General features: G+C 61.2%; 17 protein-coding genes and 2 pseudogenes. 8 read left to right on the forward strand and 11 right to left on the reverse strand.

From position 1 onward, the window contains the following. The first annotated feature begins 97 nt into the window (after positions 1-97). The 6 genes and pseudogenes from ACXX9E_RS05810 (at position 98) to ACXX9E_RS05835 (ending at position 6,274) form a co-directional block, all read left to right on the forward strand. Positions 98-1,487 (forward strand): annotated as a pseudogene (locus ACXX9E_RS05810) (M16 family metallopeptidase). A 120-nt stretch (positions 1,488-1,607) separates the two neighbouring features. Next, entirely contained in the window at positions 1,608-2,636 is a 1,029-nt protein-coding gene (locus ACXX9E_RS05815) for a DUF5924 family protein (RefSeq protein ID WP_447807094.1), read from the forward strand. A gap of 54 nt (positions 2,637-2,690) precedes the next feature. Next, positions 2,691-3,839, forward strand: a complete 1,149-nt coding sequence (locus tag ACXX9E_RS05820; protein WP_458555148.1) for an ABC transporter permease — start codon at positions 2,691-2,693, stop codon at positions 3,837-3,839. After that, positions 3,836-4,639, forward strand: coding sequence for an ABC transporter ATP-binding protein (locus ACXX9E_RS05825; RefSeq protein ID WP_186746970.1), 804 nt, complete (start codon positions 3,836-3,838; stop codon positions 4,637-4,639). Before ACXX9E_RS05820 ends, ACXX9E_RS05825 begins: the two co-directional genes overlap by 4 nt. A 1-nt stretch (position 4,640) precedes the next feature. After that, a complete protein-coding gene (locus tag ACXX9E_RS05830; RefSeq protein WP_123470163.1) occupies positions 4,641-5,579 on the forward strand; it encodes an MlaD family protein in 939 nt (312 codons plus the stop codon). Then, positions 5,576-6,274, forward strand: coding sequence for an ABC-type transport auxiliary lipoprotein family protein (locus ACXX9E_RS05835; protein ID WP_458555149.1), 699 nt, complete (start codon positions 5,576-5,578; stop codon positions 6,272-6,274). The genes ACXX9E_RS05830 and ACXX9E_RS05835 overlap by 4 nt, the downstream gene beginning before the upstream one ends. A gap of 46 nt (positions 6,275-6,320) precedes the next feature. Here ACXX9E_RS05835 and ACXX9E_RS05840 read toward each other — a convergent pair whose 3' ends face one another. From ACXX9E_RS05840 to ACXX9E_RS05860, 5 genes are all read right to left on the reverse strand, one after another. Beyond that, positions 6,321-7,550 carry a spore maturation protein gene (locus ACXX9E_RS05840; RefSeq protein ID WP_458555150.1) on the reverse strand — a complete coding sequence of 410 codons (1,230 nt, stop codon included), beginning with the start codon at positions 7,548-7,550 and terminating at the stop codon, positions 6,321-6,323. Between the two features lie 133 nt (positions 7,551-7,683). Further along, positions 7,684-9,015, reverse strand: a complete 1,332-nt coding sequence (gene gltP, locus ACXX9E_RS05845; RefSeq protein ID WP_128615026.1) for a glutamate/aspartate:proton symporter GltP — start codon at positions 9,013-9,015, stop codon at positions 7,684-7,686. A gap of 703 nt (positions 9,016-9,718) precedes the next feature. Beyond that, positions 9,719-10,183 carry an inhibitor of vertebrate lysozyme family protein gene (locus tag ACXX9E_RS05850; RefSeq protein WP_128615027.1) on the reverse strand — a complete coding sequence of 155 codons (465 nt, stop codon included), beginning with the start codon at positions 10,181-10,183 and terminating at the stop codon, positions 9,719-9,721. Positions 10,184-10,185: 2 nt separating this feature from the next. Continuing rightward, complete coding sequence (locus ACXX9E_RS05855) at positions 10,186-10,350, reverse strand: DUF1328 domain-containing protein (RefSeq protein WP_003177151.1); 165 nt, start codon at positions 10,348-10,350, stop codon at positions 10,186-10,188. A gap of 71 nt (positions 10,351-10,421) precedes the next feature. Beyond that, a complete protein-coding gene (locus tag ACXX9E_RS05860) occupies positions 10,422-10,706 on the reverse strand; it encodes a hypothetical protein (protein WP_123470173.1) in 285 nt (94 codons plus the stop codon). Between the two features lie 427 nt (positions 10,707-11,133). Here ACXX9E_RS05860 and algB point away from each other — a divergent pair. Further along, positions 11,134-12,482, forward strand: a pseudogene (algB, locus tag ACXX9E_RS05865) (sigma-54-dependent response regulator transcription factor AlgB). A 10-nt stretch (positions 12,483-12,492) separates the two neighbouring features. After that, positions 12,493-14,277, forward strand: a complete 1,785-nt coding sequence (locus tag ACXX9E_RS05870) for an ATP-binding protein (protein WP_458555151.1) — start codon at positions 12,493-12,495, stop codon at positions 14,275-14,277. On the opposite strand, the gene ACXX9E_RS05875 is transcribed toward ACXX9E_RS05870, so the two are convergent. The 6 genes from ACXX9E_RS05875 to ACXX9E_RS05900 all read right to left on the reverse strand — a co-directional run bounded on the left by ACXX9E_RS05875 (position 14,274) and on the right by ACXX9E_RS05900 (position 21,266). After that, positions 14,274-15,887: an EAL domain-containing protein gene (locus tag ACXX9E_RS05875; protein ID WP_177490545.1), complete on the reverse strand. Its 1,614-nt coding sequence runs from the start codon at positions 15,885-15,887 to the stop codon at positions 14,274-14,276. The genes ACXX9E_RS05870 and ACXX9E_RS05875 overlap by 4 nt on opposite strands. Positions 15,888-15,963: 76 nt before the next feature. Then, entirely contained in the window at positions 15,964-16,746 is a 783-nt protein-coding gene (locus ACXX9E_RS05880; RefSeq protein ID WP_457236493.1) for an N-acetylmuramoyl-L-alanine amidase, read from the reverse strand. A 101-nt stretch (positions 16,747-16,847) separates the two neighbouring features. After that, positions 16,848-18,923 (reverse strand): diguanylate cyclase, encoded by a 2,076-nt coding sequence (locus tag ACXX9E_RS05885; protein ID WP_458555152.1) that lies wholly within the window; start codon positions 18,921-18,923, stop codon positions 16,848-16,850. After that, positions 18,920-19,798 carry an endonuclease/exonuclease/phosphatase family protein gene (locus ACXX9E_RS05890; protein ID WP_128615031.1) on the reverse strand — a complete coding sequence of 293 codons (879 nt, stop codon included), beginning with the start codon at positions 19,796-19,798 and terminating at the stop codon, positions 18,920-18,922. The genes ACXX9E_RS05885 and ACXX9E_RS05890 overlap by 4 nt, the downstream gene beginning before the upstream one ends. Positions 19,799-19,812: 14 nt before the next feature. After that, positions 19,813-20,454: a thiol:disulfide interchange protein DsbA/DsbL gene (locus ACXX9E_RS05895; RefSeq protein WP_123470185.1), complete on the reverse strand. Its 642-nt coding sequence runs from the start codon at positions 20,452-20,454 to the stop codon at positions 19,813-19,815. Between the two features lie 200 nt (positions 20,455-20,654). Then, the gene (locus ACXX9E_RS05900) at positions 20,655-21,266 is read right to left on the reverse strand and encodes a c-type cytochrome (RefSeq protein WP_123470189.1); all 612 of its coding nucleotides are present in this window, start codon (positions 21,264-21,266) and stop codon (positions 20,655-20,657) included. Positions 21,267-21,294 lie beyond the last annotated feature (28 nt).

The following is a 21,294-nucleotide window of genomic DNA, read 5'->3' on the forward strand; positions in this document are numbered from 1 at the left end:
TTTGTGAACGCCGCAAATCCTTGTGGGAGCTGGCTTGCCAGCGATGGGGCCCTGACTGACGACACGGATCTCCAAATCAGCCGTACGGAAGCCTGTTATGCGTTGCCTGTTGTTCGCCTGTCTGTTGCTCGGTTCCCTGCCCGCCTTCGCCGTTGATCGCTTTCAGGTCGAAGGCTATGCGCTGCCCAATGGTTTGCAGCTGTTGCTCAAGCCCGGCACCGAACGCGGGCATGTGGCGATCCGCCTGGTGGTCGGCGTCGGCCTCGACGATTTCGACTGCGATGAAAAAGAGCTGCCGCACCTGCTGGAACACCTGCTGTTCAGTGGCGTCGACGCTACTGGCGAAGGCGGGCTGGAAGAGCGCATGCAGGCGCTGGGCGGCGAGTGGAACGCATTCACCAGCAACGCCGACACCACGTTCGTCATCGAAGCCCCGGCGAAGAACCAGCGCAAGGTGCTCGACCTGCTGCTCGGCCTGCTGACTCAGACCCGCATTGACGACAACGCGATCAACGCCGCCAAACGCGTGGTCGAGCGCGAGGACGGCGGCCATTACACGCGTCTGCAGCGTTTTCTCGACCGCCAGGATCTGGGCCACACCGCGAGCAATCAACTGGCGGTGGAGCTAGGCCTGAAATGCCCGCAACGTGCGGAAGTCGGTCACCTGACCCAGGCGCAACTGGAGAAGGTGCGCAAGACCTGGTACGCGCCGAACAACATGTCCCTGATCGTCGTCGGCGAGCTCGATAAACTGCTGCCGGCCTACCTGGAGCGCACCCTGGGGCGCGCTCGAAGCCGTGGACCCGGCCGAGCACCGTGAGCTGCCGGACATCCGCACCAGTGCGGCCCATGAACGCACGCTCACCCGTGGCTTCATCGGCGACAGTGCCAAGCTGCACTGGCTGGTGCCGGAGCCGGTGCTCGACGATCAGTACGACGAAACCTTCGACATCCTCAAGGATTACCTCGACTGGGCGCTGTACCGGCAGATCCGCCTGAACCACGGTTTGTCCTACGGGCCATGGGCCGAGCGTGAGGTGTTTGGCGGGGTCGGTTTCATGAGCCTCAATGCCGACGTGGATCGCGATGACCTCGCCGAAGCGCAACAGGTGCTGGAAGACCTCAAGGCCGACTTGCTGAAAAACGGCCTCGACCCGGACACCTTCGCCCGGATCAAACAGGCCGCCATCGCCCATCAGGCCTGGGCCGTGCAAGGCAACAGCGCGATGGCTGATTATTACTGGAGCGCGCTGGGCGACTACGAGGACGGGCGCTTTGCCAACCCCGCCCGCGAGCTGCAAGGCGTGACGCTGGAAACGGCAAACAAGGCCATGCGCGAATTGCTGTTGCAGCCGGGGTATCTGCGGATCGAGAAACCGTTGATCAGTGATGATGAGGCGCTGTGGCTGATTGCCGGCGGTCTCGGCGTGGTGTTGCTGGTGCTGATTGGCTGGCGCCTGCACCGCCGAAAATCCGCCGGACACTGAACCTGTAGGCTCACGCCTACAGGGGAATGAGTTGTGTTCAGGTGACCACCAACCTCGCCACAGACGCCTGCGGACGGTACTCTGTCGGGGTTTTTTCCTATCCAGCCGTGAACTGCCCACATGCCAAAAATCCCCGACCTGATCCAGCGCATTCTCGAACTGATGAAGCGCTATCCCGGGGTCATTGCGCTTGGCGGTTTCATCTCCGGGGTTGGCAGTTTCATTCTGGTCGATCGCCAGCAGGGGCTGGCGAGCTGGATCACCATCATCATGCTGCTGAGCTGGATCTGGCTGATGCTGGAAAACACCCTGACCGGGCTGTTCACGCGGATCTTCAAGCGGGAAATTCCGCAACCGCTGTTGCGCTACGCAACGCAGATGATCCACCAGGAAAGCCTGTTTTTCGTCCTGCCGTTCTTCTTCATCACCACCACCTGGAACAGCGGCCAACTGATCTTCACCGGCCTGCTGTGCATCGCCGCGCTGATTTCGATTGTCGATCCGCTCTATTACAAATGGCTGGCGCCACGACGCTGGGCGTTTCTCGCGCTGCACACCCTGACCCTGTTCGCTGCCCTGCTCACCGCCCTGCCGGTGATCATGCACCTGACCACCGCGCAGAGTTTCAAATGGGCGCTGGGCACGGCGGTGGTGATGTCGTTCCCGAGTCTGGCGTCGATCTTCCCGATCCGCACCGTGCGCAACGCGCTGGCCATTCTGTGCATCACTTTCGGCATCGGCGCGGTCGGCTGGACGCTGCGCTCTTGGGTGCCGCCGGCGACGCTGTGGATGACCGACGTGGCGATCAGCACTCAGTTGCAGGACCGCACCCCCGGCGCCAGCCTCGACGAGGTCAGCGCCGAGCAGATCCGCAACGGCGGCCTCTACGCCTACACCGCGATCAATGCGCCGCGCGGGCTGGATGAACGGATCTATCACGTGTGGCAGTTCAACGGCCAGGAAGTCGACCGGATTGCCCTCGATATCCACGGCGGGCGCAAGGAAGGCTACCGGGCGTGGACGCACAAGCAGAACTTCCCAGGCAACCCGGCCGGCAAATGGCAGGTGCGGGTGTTGACCGAGGATGGCCAGGTGATTGGCGTATTGCGCTTCGAAGTCACAGACAGCACAGCGACCAAAGAAAAGTAATCCGGTTCGTGCTATTACGTTAGTTCGCTCAACAGACGAACAAGCACGGAGCTTATGACCAGCCGTTCGATCACCGGCAGTGCCCACCTGGACACGTCGATCAGCCCTGCCCGCCTGCGGGTCATCGGAGACTGGACGCTCGCCCATTACGCCGAGCTCAAGCACCTGAGCGAGTCGCTGCGCGGCCAGTACGACGCCAATACTCCGATCGACCTTAATGGCCTTGGTACCCTCGATACCGCCGGTGCCTCGTTGCTGGTGGAGTTGCTCGGTTCCGAGCGCCTGGGCAAGTCCGCCGAACATCCCGATTGCACCTTGTCCTCGGCCGACCGTGCCTTGCTGCAAACCGTGTATTGCTCGCTGACCGATTTCTGCGTACCGATCAAGGAGCCGGAAGTCAGCGTCAGCGTGCAATTGCTCACGCGCATCGGACGTGCCGTGGACACGGTCTGGCAGGACACCCTGCAACTGCTCGGCTTCGTCGGGCTGATTCTGGAAACCATCGTGCGTAACCTGTTTCGGCCCAAACGCTGGCGGATCACGCCGATGATCGCGCACATCGAACAGACCGGCCTCGACGCTGCGCCGATCGTGGCGCTGCTGACCTTTCTGGTCGGTGCGGTGGTGGCCTTTCTCGGCGCGACGGTGCTGGCCAGTTTCGGCGCGACGATCTTCACCGTGGACCTGGTGGGATTCTCGTTCCTGCGCGAGTTCGGGGTGTTGCTCACGGCGATCCTGATGGCCGGGCGCACCGCCAGTGCCTTCACCGCGCAAATCGGCTCGATGAAGGCCAACGAAGAAATCGACGCGATTCGCACCCTTGGCCTCGACCCGATGGAACTGTTGGTGGTGCCGCGCGTGCTGGCGATGCTGGTGGCGCTGCCGATGCTGACGTTTCTGGCGATGCTCTGCGGGATCATCGGCGGTGGCGTGGTGTGTGCGGTGTCGTTGGGGATTTCGCCGGCGATGTTCCTTTCGCTGCTGCAAAGCGACATTGGCATCCAGCACTTTCTGGTCGGCTTGGTGAAGGCACCGATCTTCGCCTTCCTGATTGCGGCGATCGGTTGCCTGGAAGGTTTCAAGGTCAGCGGCAGCGCCGAATCGGTCGGCGCGCACACCACGTCCAGCGTGGTGCAGTCGATTTTCGTGGTGATCGTGCTCGACGCGGTGGCCGCACTGTTCTTCATGGAGATGGGCTGGTGAGTCGTCTACCCCGCGCGCCCTCGGAGGCGGTGATCGAAGTCCGTGGCCTGGGCAATCGCTTCGGTTCGCAAAGCGTGCACGAGCACCTCGATCTGGATTTGTACAAGGGCGAAATCCTTGCCGTGGTTGGCGGCTCGGGGAGTGGCAAGTCGGTGTTGCTGCGCAGCATCGTCGGTTTGCGCCAACCCAGCGAAGGCAACGTGAAAGTGTTCGGCCAGAACTTGCCGAGCCTGTCCGAACACGAGCGCTCGCTGGTTGAACGGCGGTTTGGCGTGCTGTTCCAGAAAGGCGCGTTGTTTTCCTCGCTGACCGTCACCGAGAACGTCGCCCTGCCCCTCATCGAACATGCAGGCCTGAGCCGCGACGATGCCGAACACCTGGCGGCGGTGAAACTGGCGTTGGCCGGGCTGCCGCTGTCGGCGGCGGACAAATACCCGGCCTCGCTGTCCGGCGGCATGATCAAACGCGCCGCGCTGGCCCGGGCGCTGGCGCTGGATCCGGACATTCTGTTTCTCGATGAACCCACCGCTGGTCTTGATCCGATTGGTGCGGCGCAATTCGATCAATTGATCCTGACCCTGCGCGATGCGCTCGGCCTCAGCGTGTTTCTGGTCACTCACGACCTCGACACGCTCTACACCATCACCGACCGCGTGGCGGTGCTGGCGCAGAAGAAAGTGCTGGTCGCCGGCCCCATCGACGTCGTCTCGGAAACCGACGACGCGTGGATTCACGAATACTTCCACGGCCCGCGCGGCCGCTCGGCGCTGGACGCCGCCAAACTGCTCAACGAGGTCTGACATGGAAACCCGAGCCCATCATGTGTTGATCGGCCTGTTCACCGTGATAGTGGTGGCTGGCGCCCTGCTCTTCGGTCTGTTCCTGGCCAAGTCCAGTGTCGACACCGAGTTCAAGGATTACGAGATTGTCTTCAGCGAGGCGGTCAGCGGGCTGTCCAAGGGCAGCCCGGTGCAGTACAGCGGGATCAAGGTCGGCGATGTGATCAATCTGCGCCTTGATCCAAAAGATCCACGGCGCGTGCTGGCGCGGATTCGTCTGGGCGGCGACACGCCGGTCAAGGAGGACACCCAGGCCAAACTGGCGCTGGCCGGGATCACCGGTACGTCGATCATCCAGCTCAGCGGCGGCACACCGGAGAGCCCGAAGCTGCGTGGCCATGACGGCAACCTGCCGACCATCGTTGCGTCGCCCTCGCCTATTTCGCGGCTGCTCAATGACAGTAACGATTTGATGAGCGGCATCACCGCGCTGCTGAGCAATGCCAATCAGATGTTTTCCCCGGAGAACGTCGAGCGCGTCAGCAACACCCTGGCCCATCTGGAGCAGACCACCGGTTCGATCAACGATCAGCGCGGCGACCTGCGCCAGGCCATGCAGCAACTGGCGAGTGTCGGCAAACAGGCCGGCAACATGCTCGAGCAGACGTCGCTTCTGATGCGCAACGCCAATGGCCTGCTCAACGATCAGGGCAAACAGGCGCTGGGCAGTGCCGAGCAGGCGATGAAGTCGCTGGAACAGAGCAGCGCAACGATCAACACGTTGCTGAGCAAGAACGAAAATTCCCTCGACAACGGCATGCAGGGCCTCAATGGCCTGGCCCCGGCCATCCGCGAACTGCGCGAGACGCTGACCTCGCTGCGCGCCATTTCCCAACGCCTTGAAGCCAACCCCAGCGGTTACTTGCTGGGCCGTGACAAGAACAAGGAATTCACGCCATGAAGCTGACTCACTTCGCCCTCCTCGCCGGTTTCTCGCTGCTCGGCGCGTGCTCGATCCTGCCGCAGGCCGATCCGTCGGACGTGTATCGCCTGCCATCGGCCCAGGCGCCCGCCTCGGCCAGCTCAGCCGCCGCTCAGCCCTGGTCGCTGCGGCTGAACAAGCTGCAGGCCAGCGAGGCGTTGAACCGGCCGACCATTGCAGTGATTCCGCAGGGTGATGTGATCAGCAGCTACAAAGGCTCGCGCTGGAGCGATCCGGCACCGGTGCTGGTGCGCAATCGACTGCTCGATGGCTTTGTGCGTGATGGCCGGGTGACGTTGCTGAGTACCGATGACAGCAACTTTGCGGCGGATCTGGAGCTGGGCGGCAGTTTGCAGGCGTTTCAGACCGAGTATCAGGGCCGTCAGGCCAGCGCTGTGGTACGGGTCGATGCGTTGCTGGTGCGTGGCTATGACCAGAAGATTCTCGCCAGTCGCCGCTTTGAAGAGCGTCAGCCGCTGAGCGATGTGCAAGTGCCAGCGGTGGTTGCGGGGTTTGGCCAGGCCAGTGATCGGCTGACCGCGAAAGTCGTCGCTTGGGCTGTCGACCAAGGCCGAGAAACTCGCCCCCCCAAAACCTTAAGCCCGACATACAACCCCTGTGGGAGCGAGCTTGCTCGCGAATGCGGTGGGTCATTCAGCGATGATGTTGACTGACCGGACGCATTCGCGAGCAAGCTCGCTCCCACAATGGGATTAGTGGTTAGCCGAAGAACCAGTAGCAGACGGCGATCGCGCCAACCACACCAGCGAACTCCGCCAGCAACGCACACCCCACCGCATGCCGCGCCCGCTGAATCCCCACTGCGCCAAAATACACTGCCAGCACATAGAACGTGGTCTCGGTACTGCCCTGCACCGTCGCCGCTACCAGCGCCGGGAAGCTGTCGACCCCTGAAGTCTTCATGGTCTCGATCAGCATCGCCCGTGCGGCGCTACCGGAAAACGGTTTGACCATCGCCGTCGGCAACGCGTCGACAAACCGCGTGTCCCAGCCGGCCCACTCGACCAGATGGCGGATACCATCCAGACCGAAGTCCAGCGCCCCGGAAGCACGCAGTACGCCGACCGCGCAGAGCATCGCCACCAGATAGGGCAGCAGGTTCTTGGCGACATCGAAGCCCTCTTTTGCACCTTCGACGAACGCTTCGTAGACCTTCACCTTGCGTAACGCGCCGATCACCAGAAACAACATGATCAGCCCGAATAGCGTCAGGTTGCCGAGGATCGACGACAACCCGGCCAGCGCCGTGGCCGACAGGGTCGCCAGCAATGCCATGAAAGCGCCAAGGATCAGCGCGCCGGGAATCAGATAGGCCAGCACCACCGGGTCCCAGATGCGCAGGCGCTGCATGAACGCCACCGAGAGAAAACCGACGATGGTCGAGCAACTGGTCGCCAGCAGGATCGGCAGGAACACCAGGGTCGGGTCCGGCGCGCCTTGCTGGGCGCGGTACATGAAGATCGTCACCGGCAGCAGGGTCAGGGACGACGCGTTGAGCACCAGGAACAGGATCTGCGCGTTGCTGGCGATGGTGGCGCTGGGGTTGAGTTCCTGCAGCGCCTTCATGGCTTTGAGGCCGATCGGCGTGGCCGCATTATCCAGCCCGAGGCCATTGGCAGCGAAGTTCAGGGTGATCAGGCCGAGGGCAGGGTGACCCGGCGGGACTTCCGGCATCAGCCGCAGGAACAGCGGCCCGAGGACCTTGGCCAGCCATTCGACGATCCCGGCCTTTTCGGCAATGCGCAGGAAGCCCAGCCACAGGGTCAACGTGCCGAACAGCAGCACCATCACCTCGACCGAGAGCTTGGCCATGGCAAAGATGCTTTCCACCATCGCCGCGAAAATTCCGGCATTGCCGCCGACCAGCCACTGCACCAGCGCAGAGATGGTTGCCACGACGAAGAAGCCAAGCCACAGGCCATTAAGCATCAGTCAAAATCCCCCGGAAGATGCGGCGAATGATAGCGGGGTCGCCAGAAACGACAAACCCCGGATTTCTCCGGGGTTTGTTGGTAAGGCTGGCTCGGTCACTGTGGGAGCCAATCTCCCCAGGGTTCAGCAATCAGTTCTTGGAAATCTCGCCAGCCGGCAGTTTTTCCTTGCTGCGCCAGTGCGGCAGGGAGTTCCAGTAGCGCTGGCCCTTGGCGTCGTCGTACATGCCTTCCCAACGAGCGATCACCAGGACCGCCAGGGCGTTGCCGATCACGTTCAGTGCGGTACGCGCCATGTCCATGATGCGGTCGACACCGGCGATGAAGGCCAGGCCTTCCAGCGGAATCCCGACGCTGCCCAGCGTTGCCAGCAGCACCACGAAGGACACGCCCGGTACACCGGCGATGCCTTTGGAGGTGACCATCAGGGTCAGGACCAGCAGCAGTTGCTGGCTGATCGACAGGTCGATGCCGTAAAGCTGGGCAATGAAGATGGCGGCGATGGACTGGTACAGGGTCGAACCGTCGAGGTTGAACGAGTAACCGGTCGGCACCACGAAGCTGCAGATGGCTTTCGGTGCGCCGTAGGCTTCCATCTTCTCGATCACCCGTGGCAGCACGGTTTCCGAGGAGGCGGTGGAGTAGGCCAGGACCAGCTCATCCTTGAAGATGCGCATCAGCTTGATCACCGAGAAGCCGAACAACTTGGCGATCAGGCCCAGCACCACGAAGGCGAAGAAGGCGATGGCGACGTAAACCAGGATCACCAGCTTGGCCAGCGGCAGCAGCGAGGCGAAGCCGAAGTTGGCGACGGTCACCGCGATCAGAGCGAATACGCCGATCGGGGCGTAGTTCATGATCATGTGGGTGACTTTGAACATGCTCTCGGAAACGCCCTGGAACATCTTCACCAGCGGTTCGCGCAGGTCCGACTGCAGGCTCGACAGACCGAGACCGAACAGCACGGAGAAGAAGATGATCGGCAGCATTTCGCCGCGGGCCATGGCCGCGAAGATGTTCGACGGGATCAGGTTGAGGATGGTCTCGATGAACGCGTGTTCATGCTGCACTTCGGCGGCGGTCGCCTGGTACTTGGAGATGTCCACAGTGCCCAGGGTGCTCATGTCGATGCCGGCGCCCGGGTGGAACACGTTAGCCAACACCAGACCGACGAGAATGGCGATGGTGGTGACGATTTCGAAGTAGATGATCGTCTTCAGGCCGATGCGCCCAAGCTTCTTGGCGTCGCCCACGCCGGCGATGCCGACGATCAGGGACGAGATGACGATCGGGATCACGATCATCTTGATCAGACGGATAAAGATATCGCCTGCCGGTTGCAGGACGTTACTGATCCACCAGGCCTTTTCGGCACTGAAGTGGTTGAGCAACGCACCAATTGCAATCCCTAAAACCAGACCGATGAGGATCTGCCAGGCGAGGCTGAGTTTTGCCTTCTTCATTATCTTTACCCTTACTTGCGTTTGACTCAGGCACATGCAGGAACTGGAACGCTCTTTAGCGGAAAAGTCTGTGCATCTGCCTCCGTATAAGGTGCCCCGAAGCGCGTGTTTACGGCTCTTCGGCAGGCGAAAAAAGGCGCAACTATTCCGATGCAAGGTTGCGCCGTCTAATGCCGTAAACGCCTACCCTATGCCGAATCGGCATGAGCTTTTTTAAATGAAACTGGCGTCCCAACCGGTTCGATTGCGACATTTCAGCCGGCATAAGTGCCGTGAACCGGCCATCACAGCGAAGATTGGTTATTTTTTGAACGAGTAAAATCGGCGGAAAATTTAGGAAAAAGCCTACATTGCAAGACTAGAAGTCCTACTGTTTAAACGGTCTCTTTCTCGATATACGGTCGCCAGGAAACACCGCGTAATGTTTTTGCGCGCAGTGTCAGCGATAAAAAGGAGGAGATGGGCGCTCTGGATCAATGTTTTGCGTGTTGCAAAGCCCAGCGCAAGTCCGTCGAACCACTGAGGCTCGGCGAACCTGCGGCGCAGCTTTTACCCTGACCCGGCCCTCGCGCAGGCACTCCCTGTACCCGTAGGTCACTCCGACCCTGTTGCAGTCAGAACGTCCCGGCCCCCTGGTCATGCGCCGGCCTTCATCGGGTGGGCGCAATCAAGAGCAGCGGGGCGCTGCTCTTATGTTCGAAACTTAATACCAGTTCGGATCTTTCTTCAGGGTTTCCATCAGCAGATCCTGCATGCCCTGGTCGGGTTTACCGAGGAAGCGGTAGGTGGCATGTCGTGTCGGCGACTTGTCGGCCGGCAATCCTTCGGGCACATCGACGAGCATGGCGTAGGCATCTTTCTTGTCGAAGCTGAACGCGACGATCAAGCGGTGGTTGAGGCATTTATCCGCCGACTCGCAGAGCGGTCCGACCAGATACTGATCGCCATCTTCAGTCACGGCGTTCATCTGCTGATCCGGCGTGCCGGACAGGTTCATCACCCATTCCGGCAGGCGTTCTTCCTTCTTCACCACGCCTTGCCAGGTTTCCCTGTATTGCGGGTCGGAGCCGAGCAGCTCATTGACCCGCGTCTGGCCATCATTGGCCGCCAGCGCCATGGCACTACCGCCCAGAAGCAGGGCGGCTGCCAGTGTCTTTAACACGCTCATCGTTAACCTCGGCCGCGACGGCCAAAGAAGAAGGAAGCGATGAACATCACCAGGAATACGACAAAGAGAATCTTGGCGATACCCGTGGCGGTGCCCGCGATACCACCGAAGCCCAGGACGGCGGCGATGATGGCAATGATCAAGAATGTAATTGCCCAACTCAACATGGTGATTCTCCTTACTTCTATTTAGGGATATTGCGTGTTCCGGCGCTGCGCGCCTGAATTCATTGGTTCAATCAGAAAACCCAGCGCTCTTCCCGTGGCAGCTGATCCAGCGGCTGCGTCTGGTCAACATCCATCATGCGCATCGAAGTGCTTTCGGCCTGGCTGCTGCTGACGGCGCTGAAGTGCGTTTGCGTGCTGTGTTGAATCGAGATCAAGGGCTCAGGCTGCTGGCTGTTTTCCCAGCGCAGGTATTGCTGGCACGCGATCAGGGTCACCAACAGCGCGAGCACGCCAAACAGGCCTTGCTGGATATGCAGTGGCGAGATACGCACTTGGGCGGCACGTTGGCGAGTCATCCTGGGTTCCTCACGCTTATTGGGTTGGGGCAGTTGGTTTCTGCCCGGGCTGAATGAGGTATTGCAGCCCGCGTGCCAGTTTTTTCATTGAAAAATATTCAATAAAATCAATAGGTTATATGTATGGTGAAAAACCTTGGCGACGCATCCTGCACGATGGGTCATCCAAGGTCGTGCGGAATGCACGATTATTTCGTAGGAGATTTCATTCTTATGGAATTGAGAGCACGACACGGATGTCAGAAAGATACGCAGGGAATGTCCTGCAAACCGGTGATTGTTTAAAAAACCAACGAAATCAACGTATTGGCCGTAACGGCAGGAGAGGGCTACCCTCCTATGGCTGGCATCGTTCAGAATCAACCATGCAACTTGCCCGATTTTTCCGGGACTAAACCAAGATCAATCACTATGGAGCGTAGGAAAAATGGAATCTGCCACTGAGCATCAAGGCCGCATTCTGCTGGTGGACGATGAATCCGCCATCCTGCGAACCTTCCGTTATTGCCTCGAAGACGAAGGTTATACGGTGGCCACGGCCAACAGCGCGGCCCAGGCCGAGGCATTGCTGCAACGTCAGGTTTTCGACCTGTGCTTCCTTGATTTGCGCCTGGGCGAAGACAACGGCCTCGACGTACTGGCCCAGATGCGCATTCAGGCGCCGTGGATGCGCGTGGTGATCGTCACCGCTCACTCGGCTGTGGATACCGCGGTCGACGCGATCCAGGCCGGCGCTGCTGCGACTATCTGGTCAAACCCTGCAGCCCCGATCAATTGCGCCTGGCCACGGCCAAGCAACTGGAAGTGCGCCAGCTCTCGGCGCGTCTTGAAGCCCTCGAAGGCGAAATCCGCAAACCCAAGGACGGCCTCGACTCCCACAGCCCGGCGATGAAAGTCGTACTGGAAACGGCGCGGCAGGTGGCGAGCACCGACGCCAACATTCTGATTCTCGGCGAATCAGGCACCGGTAAAGGTGAATTGGCTCGGGCGATTCATGGCTGGAGCAAGCGCGAGAAGAAATCCTGCGTCACGATCAACTGCCCGTCGCTGACTGCCGAATTGATGGAAAGCGAGCTGTTCGGCCACAGTCGCGGGGCCTTTACCGGTGCCAGCGAAAGCACGCTGGGCCGGGTCAATCAGGCCGATGGCGGCACGCTGTTTCTCGACGAGATCGGCGACTTTCCCCTGACTTTGCAGCCGAAACTGCTGCGTTTTATTCAGGACAAGGAATATGAGCGGGTCGGCGATCCGGTGACCCGTCGCGCCGATGTGCGGATTCTGGCCGCGACCAACCTCAACCTCGAGGACATGGTGCGCGACGGTCGCTTCCGTGAAGACCTGTTGTACCGCTTGAACGTCATCACGCTGCATCTGCCGCCGCTGCGCGAGCGTGCCGAGGACATCCTGACCCTCGCCGACCGCTTCCTCGCCCGCTTCGTCAAAGAGTATGCGCGTCCGGCGCGCGGGTTCAGTGACGAGGCCCGTGAAGCGCTGCTCGGCTACCGCTGGCCAGGCAATATTCGCGAACTGCGCAACGTGGTTGAGCGCGCCAGCATTATCTGCCCGCAGGAACGTGTGGAAATCAGCCACCTCGGCATGGCCGAACAACCGGCCAACAATGCACCTCGCGTTGGCGCAGCGCTGAGCCTCGATGAGCTGGAAAAGGCGCATATCGGTGCGGTACTGGCCACCGCTGGCACACTGGATCAGGCCGCAAAAACCCTCGGTATCGACGCCTCGACCCTGTATCGCAAGCGCAAGCAGTACAACCTGTGAGCGCCCGACGATGAAACTGGCGATGAAGTTGCGCACGCGGTTGTTCCTGAGCATTTCCGCATTGATCACCGTCGCGCTGCTCGGGTTGTTGCTCGGGCTGGTCAGCGTGATGCAGATGGCCGGTACTCAGGAAGCGCTGGTGCGCAACAACTTCGTCACCCTGGATCTGGGCCTCAAGCTGCGCAAGACGCTGGGCGATCAACTGATCATCATGCTCGCCGAAAAGCCTGACCCCGCGGCGTTTGAAACTTCCAAACAGCATTACTTCCAGTTGCTGGATGAGGGGATCGCCCGGGAGCGGGAGCGGGAGGGTGATGGCCGGCAATACGGTTTCACTCAGGCCAAGGCCGACTACCTGAATTTTCTGCAGTCACTCGACCCCTCCAATGCGATGAGCGGCAACGCCGACTTCCGAGAGCGTTTCAACATTCTGCGCAACGGGCTGATTGCCGAGCACAAGCAGGCCCTCGACAACATCAACGCCGTCCAGCAAGAGGCACGCAATCGGGCGTTGCTGATTGCCGGTCTGCTTGGGCTGGTCGGGCTGGCGGTGCTGATCATCGGCTTCGTCACTGCGCATGGCATCGCCCGGCGTTTGGGCGGGCCCATCGAGGTGCTGGCCAAAGCGGCCGATAACATTGGCCAGGGCAATTACGAGGTGACCCTGCCAATCTCATCGGCGATGGAGGTCAACTTGTTGTCCCGTCGTTTCGGGCTGATGGCCGAAGCGCTGCGTGAGCATCAGGCGACCAACGTCGACGAACTGCTGGCCGGTCAGCAACGTCTGCAGGCGGTGCTCGACAGCATCGACGACGGCTTGTTGATGATCGACCGCGAGGGGCATCTGGAACACCTCAACCCGGTGGCTCAGCGGCAGTTGGGCTGGGACGATGATCGACTCGGCCAAGGCCTGGGCTCGGCGCTTGAACGGCCGGAGCTGGATGCACAGCTGCAATTGGTCCTGCGTGGCGGCACCCTCGAGCGTGCGCCGGAGGACTTGAGTATCGAAGTCGACGGCGAATCCCGTTTGCTGACCTACAGCCTGACGCCGGTCAGCCACACCCAGGGGCATATTCTCGGTGCGGTGATGGTCTTGCACGACGTTACCGAGCAACGCGCCTTCGAACGGGTGCGCAGCGAGTTCGTCTTGCGCGCCTCCCATGAGTTGCGCACGCCGGTCACCGGCATGCACATGGCCTTCGGCCTGTTCCGCGAGCGGGCGAAGTTTCCGGCGGAATCGCGTGAGGCCGATCTGCTCGATACCGTGAACGAAGAGATGCAGCGCCTGATGCAGTTGATCAACGACTTGCTCAACTTCTCGCGCTACCAGAACGGTTTGCAGAAGCTGACTTTGGCGCCGTGCTCCATCGAAGACTTGCTGGAACAGGCGCAGCTGCGTTTCGCCGAGTCGGCGGCGCAGAAGGGCATTGCCTTGAATGTGGAAGTGCAAAGCCCGCTGCCGCGCTTGCAGGCGGATCAGGCGCAGCTCGACCGCGTGCTCGATAACCTGATCGACAACGCCTTGCGTCATACCGCCCGCGACGGTCAGATCCGCTTGCAGGCACGTCGACATGGCGAGCGGGTGATCATCAGCGTCGAGGACAACGGCGAAGGCATTGCCTACGGTCAGCAAGGGCGAATCTTCGAACCGTTTGTGCAGGTTGGACGCAAAAAGGGCGGAGCCGGGCTCGGCCTGGCGCTGTGCAAGGAAATTGTCCAGTTGCACGGCGGGCGCATGGGCGTCTACTCAAGACCGGGGCAGGGTACGCAGTTTTACATGGCGCTGGCGGTTTAGGCCTCGTCGTCCAGGCGTCGACCTGCGAGACGGCGTCCGCGGGTGATCAGTTCGATGAACTGCACTGCGCTCAAGGCATGGGCGAACAGCCAGCCCTGACCGAACTTTACGCCCTCACTGCTGAGCAATTGCGCTTGCGATTCAAGCTCGATGCCTTCGGCAATCACCTTCAGATCCAGCGCTTGCGCCATGTGAATGATGTGCGGTGCGACGCCACTGCTGGCGGCATCGTGACCGAGCGCATCAATGAACGCCTTGTCGATTTTCAGGCAGTCGACCGGCAGGGTTTGCAGGTAGGCGAGGCTGCAATAGCCGGTACCGAAATCGTCGATCAGCACCTGATGACCAACAGCGCGCAGTGCTTGCAGGTTTTCCCGCGCCACCACCACATCAATCAGGCCGCGTTCGGTCACTTCAAAAGCTATTTGCCGCGCTGCCACCCGGTGCAGGGTCAGCAGCCGCGCCATGACCTGGCCGATACGCGGCACCATCACGTCGCAGGCAGCGAGGTTGACCGAGATATACAGTTGCGGATTGGCCCGCAATATCGGGCCCAATTGTTCCAGCAGGCGCTGCAGGACAAAGTCGGTCATCTGGCGGATCTGCCCGGTGTTTTCCGCCAGAGGAATGAACAGGTCCGGGCTGGTCAGCGTGCCGTCCGGACGGCGCCAGCGCAACAGGGCTTCGGCGCCGACGCAGTTGCGGCTGTCGAGGTCGAAGATCGGTTGGTACAGCACCTGCAACTCGCCACGACGGATGGCGCCTTGCAGTTCGGCGTCGAGTGACTGGCGCTGGCGCACCAGTAAAAACACGAAGAACCCCACGAACGCGCCCAGCAGCAGGCAGGCCGGCACCATCCACCACCAGATGGCAGGAATGTGCATGGCGGTTCTCGGCGTGATCAACACCAGTTGATACTCCGGGTTGTTGGTGGGCATGCGATAGATCAACCGGGACTGGGTAACCTGCAAGGCCTCGCGACTCTTCGGTGGCCACGATTCGCTCGGTGGCCAGGCCTGCGCCGCGCCGAGCACCGGGATCGCCCGGTTGCCATGGTCGAGCACCACCAGCAGGCTGCTGCCGGGCGACAGATCGACCATGTCGGTCAGGTGTCCGCGTGACGTGGCCACGCGAAAATTACCGCGCCCGAGCATCAGGGCGGCGCGGTTTTCATCGGGTTCGGTGGTGGTGTTCAGCCAATAGCTGTAAGTCGGTCCCTTGATGTCCGGCGCCCGCACCACCGACAGGCCTTCCTGGCGCGGACGGTTGGAGCAGATGCGTGAGGCATCCATGTAGGCGGCTTCGTAGACGAAGCGATAATTGAAGGTCACCTGTTGCAGCGTGGCGATCATTTCGTCATCGCAACTGCGCAATGGCTGGGCTTGGAGGTCGTCAAGGCTTTCGCGCAACTGGCCGAACAATTGTTCGAGGCGGGCAAGGAAGCGTTCGCCCTGGGCATTCATTTCCTGGCTTTCGCTTTGCTTGATCTGATGCATGGCGACGAACATTCCGCCGGCGATCAACAGGCTGGCACTGAGGACAGCCGCGATCGTCGCCAAAAACCAGGGGCGATAAAACCAGCTACGCAGCGTCTCTCGGGTAGCAGCCATCATGGAATATCCGAAGAATTACCAATGAGTTATAGCTGCTGATTGCGTTTTTGCCCTGACCGTCGGGCGGGCGTCATTATTTTGTCTGGTTCAGCACCAGCAACAGCGCAGCCGTTTGTGCATCGGGCGTTCCGTCGAAGCGAGAAGGGCGGTAGTGCATCTGGAATGCCGCGAGGACATGGCGGGTGGCGACATCCAGTTCACCGGTCTGCGGTGTGTCGTAACCCAGATGCGCCAACTGCGCCTGGAACCAGCTAATGCCCGGCAGTTCACGGCTGTCGAACAGCGCTTGCTGGCGCGCCACCGCTTGCTCATTCGGCCATTGACCCAGGCCTTCGGCGGCGAGGCGCTTCCACGGGAACAGCGGCCCGGGATCGAGCTTGCGCAGGGGGGCGATGTCGCTGTGGCCGATGATGTGTTGCGCACTGATGCCGTGGCGCTTGCTGATGTCCTTGAGCAGGACGATCAACGACTGAATCTGCGCTTCGCTGTACGGATACCACTGGCGCCCGGTCGGAGTGTCCTTGAAACCCGGGTTGACGATTTCGATGCCGATCGAGCTGGAGTTGAGCCAAGTGCGCCCCTGCCACTGGCTTTCCCCGGCGTGCCAGGCGCGCAGGTTTTCATCCATCAGCTTGTAGATGGTGCCGCCCTTGTCGTCGCCGATCAGGTAATGGCTGCTGACTTCACCGTGGGTCAGCAGTTGCAGCGAACGCTCCAGCGAAGTCGAGGTGTAATGGACGATCACGAACTGGATGCGGCTGTCGTGATTGGCCGAAGAATGGCGGGTGTCGTAGCGCGGGCCACTGGCACAGCCGGCCAAAACCAGTAACGACGCAATGAGGGCAAAGAATTTCATGGCAGAGGGCAGTACACACAAGACAATAATGCAACAGTGTAACGTACTGCCCTGTCTCTCGACTGTCAGCGGGCGGATTTAAACAAAATGGAACAATTTGCCTAGCCCAGCTCGACTCGGTTGCGCCCGGCGTTTTTCGCCCGATATAGCGCCTGATCGGCTCTTTTCAGAACCAGATCGCTGTGTTCGCCCGAGCGAAACGTGGTCATCCCCATGGAGATCGTGATGGTTACCCGCTCGCCCTTGAAGTGGAACGGGCAGGCTTCAATTGCCGCGCGCAGATTTTCCAGCAGCTTGGCGCCGACCGCTGGCGGCGTGGCCGGCAGCAGCAGGACGAACTCTTCGCCGCCGAAGCGGGCAATAAAGTCGGGGCCACGCAGGCGCTTGCGCAGCACCGTGGCGATGATCTTCAACACTTTGTCGCCCGCGAGGTGGCCGTAGTTGTCGTTGATCCGCTTGAAGTGATCGAGGTCGAGCATCGCCAGGCTCAAGGTGTTGCCATGTTGCTGCCACTGCTTGATCTCATGCTCGAGGCGTTCGCTCCAGGCTGCGCGGTTAGGCAGGCCGGTGAGCGGGTCGATCAGGGCTTTCTGGCGCTGTTCCTCAAGGTGTTCACGGAAACCCTGGGCCTCCTGCTCCATGTGCGCCACGCGTTCGGACAGGCCTTTGAGGCGCGCCGCGACTTCCTGCTCGCGAGCATCGCGCTGCTTCTGGTGCTGATCCATCGTGCCAAGCAGGCCTTCGAGATGGTTCTCCAGCACTTGCTTGAGGTCATCCAGATCCGCCGCTTCCTGCACGCTGGTCTGCAAGCCGTCGACCTGTTCGCGGATCTGCGTGTCCATGGCCCGAGCTGCGGAGCTGTTGTCGGCATGCCCTGCACTGGCCGCCTGCAAGTTGCTCTGGAACGCTTCGAGGCGTTCATTGAGTTGCTGCAGATAGGCTTCGAATTCGTGCTGGCCACTGTCGGTGATTGCCAGCATCAAGGTGGCCAGATCGTCGAGGATCGGGATCAGTTCGTACCAGTTCAACCCGTGTTTGAGCCGCTCGCGCATGGCTTCGGCTTGCGGCCGGTGGCGTTCGGGCAAGGTCAGGTCGTCGAGCAGACCGATCAGGGTTTCTTCGATGTGCCTGGCCACGGAGCTATAGGACGGCTCCGGAGAATCCGGCAGGGCGAAGAGAATGTCGTGTTCGGATTGTTCCGGGTCAATCGCGGCCAGGGCTTGAGCGATGGGCTCGGGCAGGGGCAGGCTGTCGAGGCTCAGCGGTGCCGGATCGCCAGGGTGGATCAGTTCGTCGGGGTTGCAGGTGATCGGGGTGATCGACGTCGCGGCCGGGACTGGCGCGACCAGCACTTCGGGTCCGGACGCGACGGGCTCGACCTTGACCGCAACAGGCGTTTCTTCAACGGCGACAGTGGGCGGCACAAAGGCAACCACTTCGGGCTCCGGCCGGGTTTGCGGTGCGGGCGTGTCCGCCTCTGACGCAGACATTGGCGCGGCGAGCGTGGGGGCGCTGGTTGCCGGCTCACTGACAGCAACGGATTCGGCTTGCACCGGTTCCGGTGGGAGTTCTGGGGTGATGGGTACTTGCACCGCAGGCGCCGTCTGAACCGGCGCAGTGGCTTCTGCGCTTGGTGCTGGCGCCTCTTCGCTGTCGCGGCTGCCGAACAGACGCTGAAACAATCCCGGGCGCCCGGGCTCGGCCGGGTTCTCTAGCTGACTCAGCGCCTTGCCCTGCAAACCGCTCAGCTCGCTCAGCAGCAGCGGCATCTCTCGCGCCTGGCCGACACGACTGTCCAGTTGTTTGGCGAATTTCTTCAGTGGCTGCGCGACTTCCCGTGGCAACGGCAAAGACTGCAATTGGGTCACCAGAGCGGTGAGGGCGGTGCTGACCTGATCGATGCGGGTTTCCCGGCGCTGCTCGGAATCGAGCACGGCCTTTTCCAGGCGCGGCAACAGGGCGGCAAGGCCGGCATCCATGTCGTCGGTGCGGACCACTTCGCGCATCTCTTTCATGCACTGATCAACGACTTTGTCGGTGCCTTCGGCTGCCAGCGTGCTGCGCACCAGACCGCGACGCAGCAAGTCGAGCCGGGCGGCCCAGCGTCTTTCGAGTTTGTCCTGTTGTTCGATGCTTTTGAGGTACTTCTCTTTCCAGCGCTGGGCTTCGTCGCTCATTCAGGGGTTCCGCGAGGGGCAGGACTCAACGCGGGCAATGCATCGGCCGTGAGCGAACCCGGCAGACGAATCTCTACCGCGACCGGCAGGTGATCGGAAATGGGTTGGGCCAGCACTTCGACCTTTTCCAGGGTCAGGGTCGGGCTGAGCAAAATATGATCAAGGCAACGCTGCGGGCGCCAGCTGGGGAAGGTGGCTTCCAGCTGCGGGGCCAGCAGGCCGAGATCGCGTAGCGGTGAATGTTGTAGCAGATCGCTGGCATGGGTGTTCATGTCACCCATCAATACTTGATGTTTGTAGCCACCGATCAGATCACGAATATAGGCCAGTTGCAGGCTGCGCACCCGCGCGCCGAGGGCCAGGTGCATCATCACCACCACCAGCGCTTCCGGGCCTTCGCCGAAACGCAGCAGGATCGCGCCACGACCTTTCGGGCCGGGCAGCGGATGGTCTTCGATCGCCCACGGCTTCAGTCGACTGAGCACGCCATTGCTGTGCTGGGCCAGTCGGCCGAGGTTGCGATTGAGTTGTTGATACCAGTAGGGGAAGGCGCCGAGGTGCGCCAGGTGTTCGACCTGATTGACGTAGCCAGACCGCAGGCTGCCGCCGTCGGCTTCCTGCAGGGCGACCAGATCGAAATCGCCCAGCAGGTCACCGATCTTCTGCAGATTGCCCGAGCGTCCGGTGTGCGGCAGCAGGTGCTGCCAGCTGCGGGTCAGGTAATGCCGATAACGCTCGGTGCTGATGCCGACCTGGATGTTGAAACTGAGCAAGCGCAGACGCTGGTCTGCGGGCAGGCCCGTGGATGCCAGGTGATGCTCGTTGACCTGCGGGTCATGCAGGCCAACGATGCGTTCGGTCTTCCAGCGGCGCATGGCGATGGCCGCGCTTAGTTGGCAGCAGCCTTGGTTGCCGCTCGCTCTTTGGCGACCAGTTGATCAGCCAGTTTCAGCGCTTGTTCGGCACCGCCGGCGGAGCCGATGTCGAAACGGTATTTGCCGTTGACGATCATGGTTGGCACGCCAGTGATTTCATATTTCTTGGCCAGTTCACGGGCTTTCACGATCTGACCCTTGATGGCGAACGAGTCGAAGGTGGCGAGGAACTTGTCCTTGTCCACGCCTTGAGTGGCGAGGAAGTCAGCCATGTCGTTCTTGTCGGTCAGTTTCTTGTGTTCTTTCTGGATGGCATTGAAAACCGCCGCGTGAACCTTGTGCTCGACACCCATGGCCTCGAGAGTCAGGAACATCTGGCCGTGCGCGTCCCAAGGGCCGCCGAACATGGCTGGAATACGCACGAAGTTGACGTCGGACGGCAGTTTTTCAACCCACGGGTTGATCACCGGTTCAAACGCGTAGCAGTGTGGGCAGCCGTACCAGAACAGCTCGACCACTTCGATCTTGCCAGGCTCTGCAACCGGCACCGGGTTGGCCAGTTCCACGTAAGGGGCGGCAGGGGCTTCGGCGGCCTGGGCGGTCACGCCAAACAGGCTGGCAGCGACGAGAGCGGCGCTGATGATCAGATTACGCATGCTTTACTCCTGGACAATTTTGGTCGCCTCGCGCGACCTGTTTTCAGACAGATCCTGGCGGGCATGAGTTCTGTAGTGTAACGGCAGCGGCCACAAAAAAGGGCGGCCAAAGCCACCCTTTTTATACTTGCTGCGCCGGATTAATCGAGCGTTAACGTTGCAGGAGATGTCCGCCCCGGCCAACGCTCGATTTGAGGCCCTTAGTGCAGGCCCTGAATGTAGCTGGCGACTGCGGCGATGTCTTCATCGCTCAGTTTGCGGGCGATGGTGCGCATGGTCATGGCGTCGCCGTCGTTGGCCCGACCGCCTTCTTCCTTGCGGAAGTCGGTCAGTTGCTTGGCGATGTATTGAGCGTGCTGGCCACCCAGGTGCGGGAAGCCGGCGGCCGCGTTGCCGGTGCCGTTCGGCGAGTGGCAGCCGGTGCAGGCTGGCAGGCCTTTTTCCAGGTTGCCGCCACGGAACAGGGCTTCACCGCGCGCGACGATCTTCGGATCGGCGGCGCCGACGCTGCCTTTCTGGCTGGCGAAGTAGGCCGCGATGTCGGCCAGGTCCTGGTCGTTCAGGTTGGTCAGCAGGCCGGTCATTTCCAGAACCTGGCGCTTGCCCGACTTGATGTCGTGCAGTTGTTTGGTCAGGTAGCGTTCACCCTGGCCGGCCAGTTTCGGAAAGTTTGGCGCCATGCTGTTCCCGTCCGGGCCATGGCAGGCTCCACATACGGCGGCTTTCGCCTGTCCTGCTGCGGCATCGCCCGCAGCATGGGCCATACCGGAGATTCCCACGGTCAACAGCAGACTCACGATCAATTTGTTCATCAGCTAATCCAACTACGGCTAAGGGTTA

The organism is Pseudomonas sp. GNP014 (assembly GCF_054344005.1).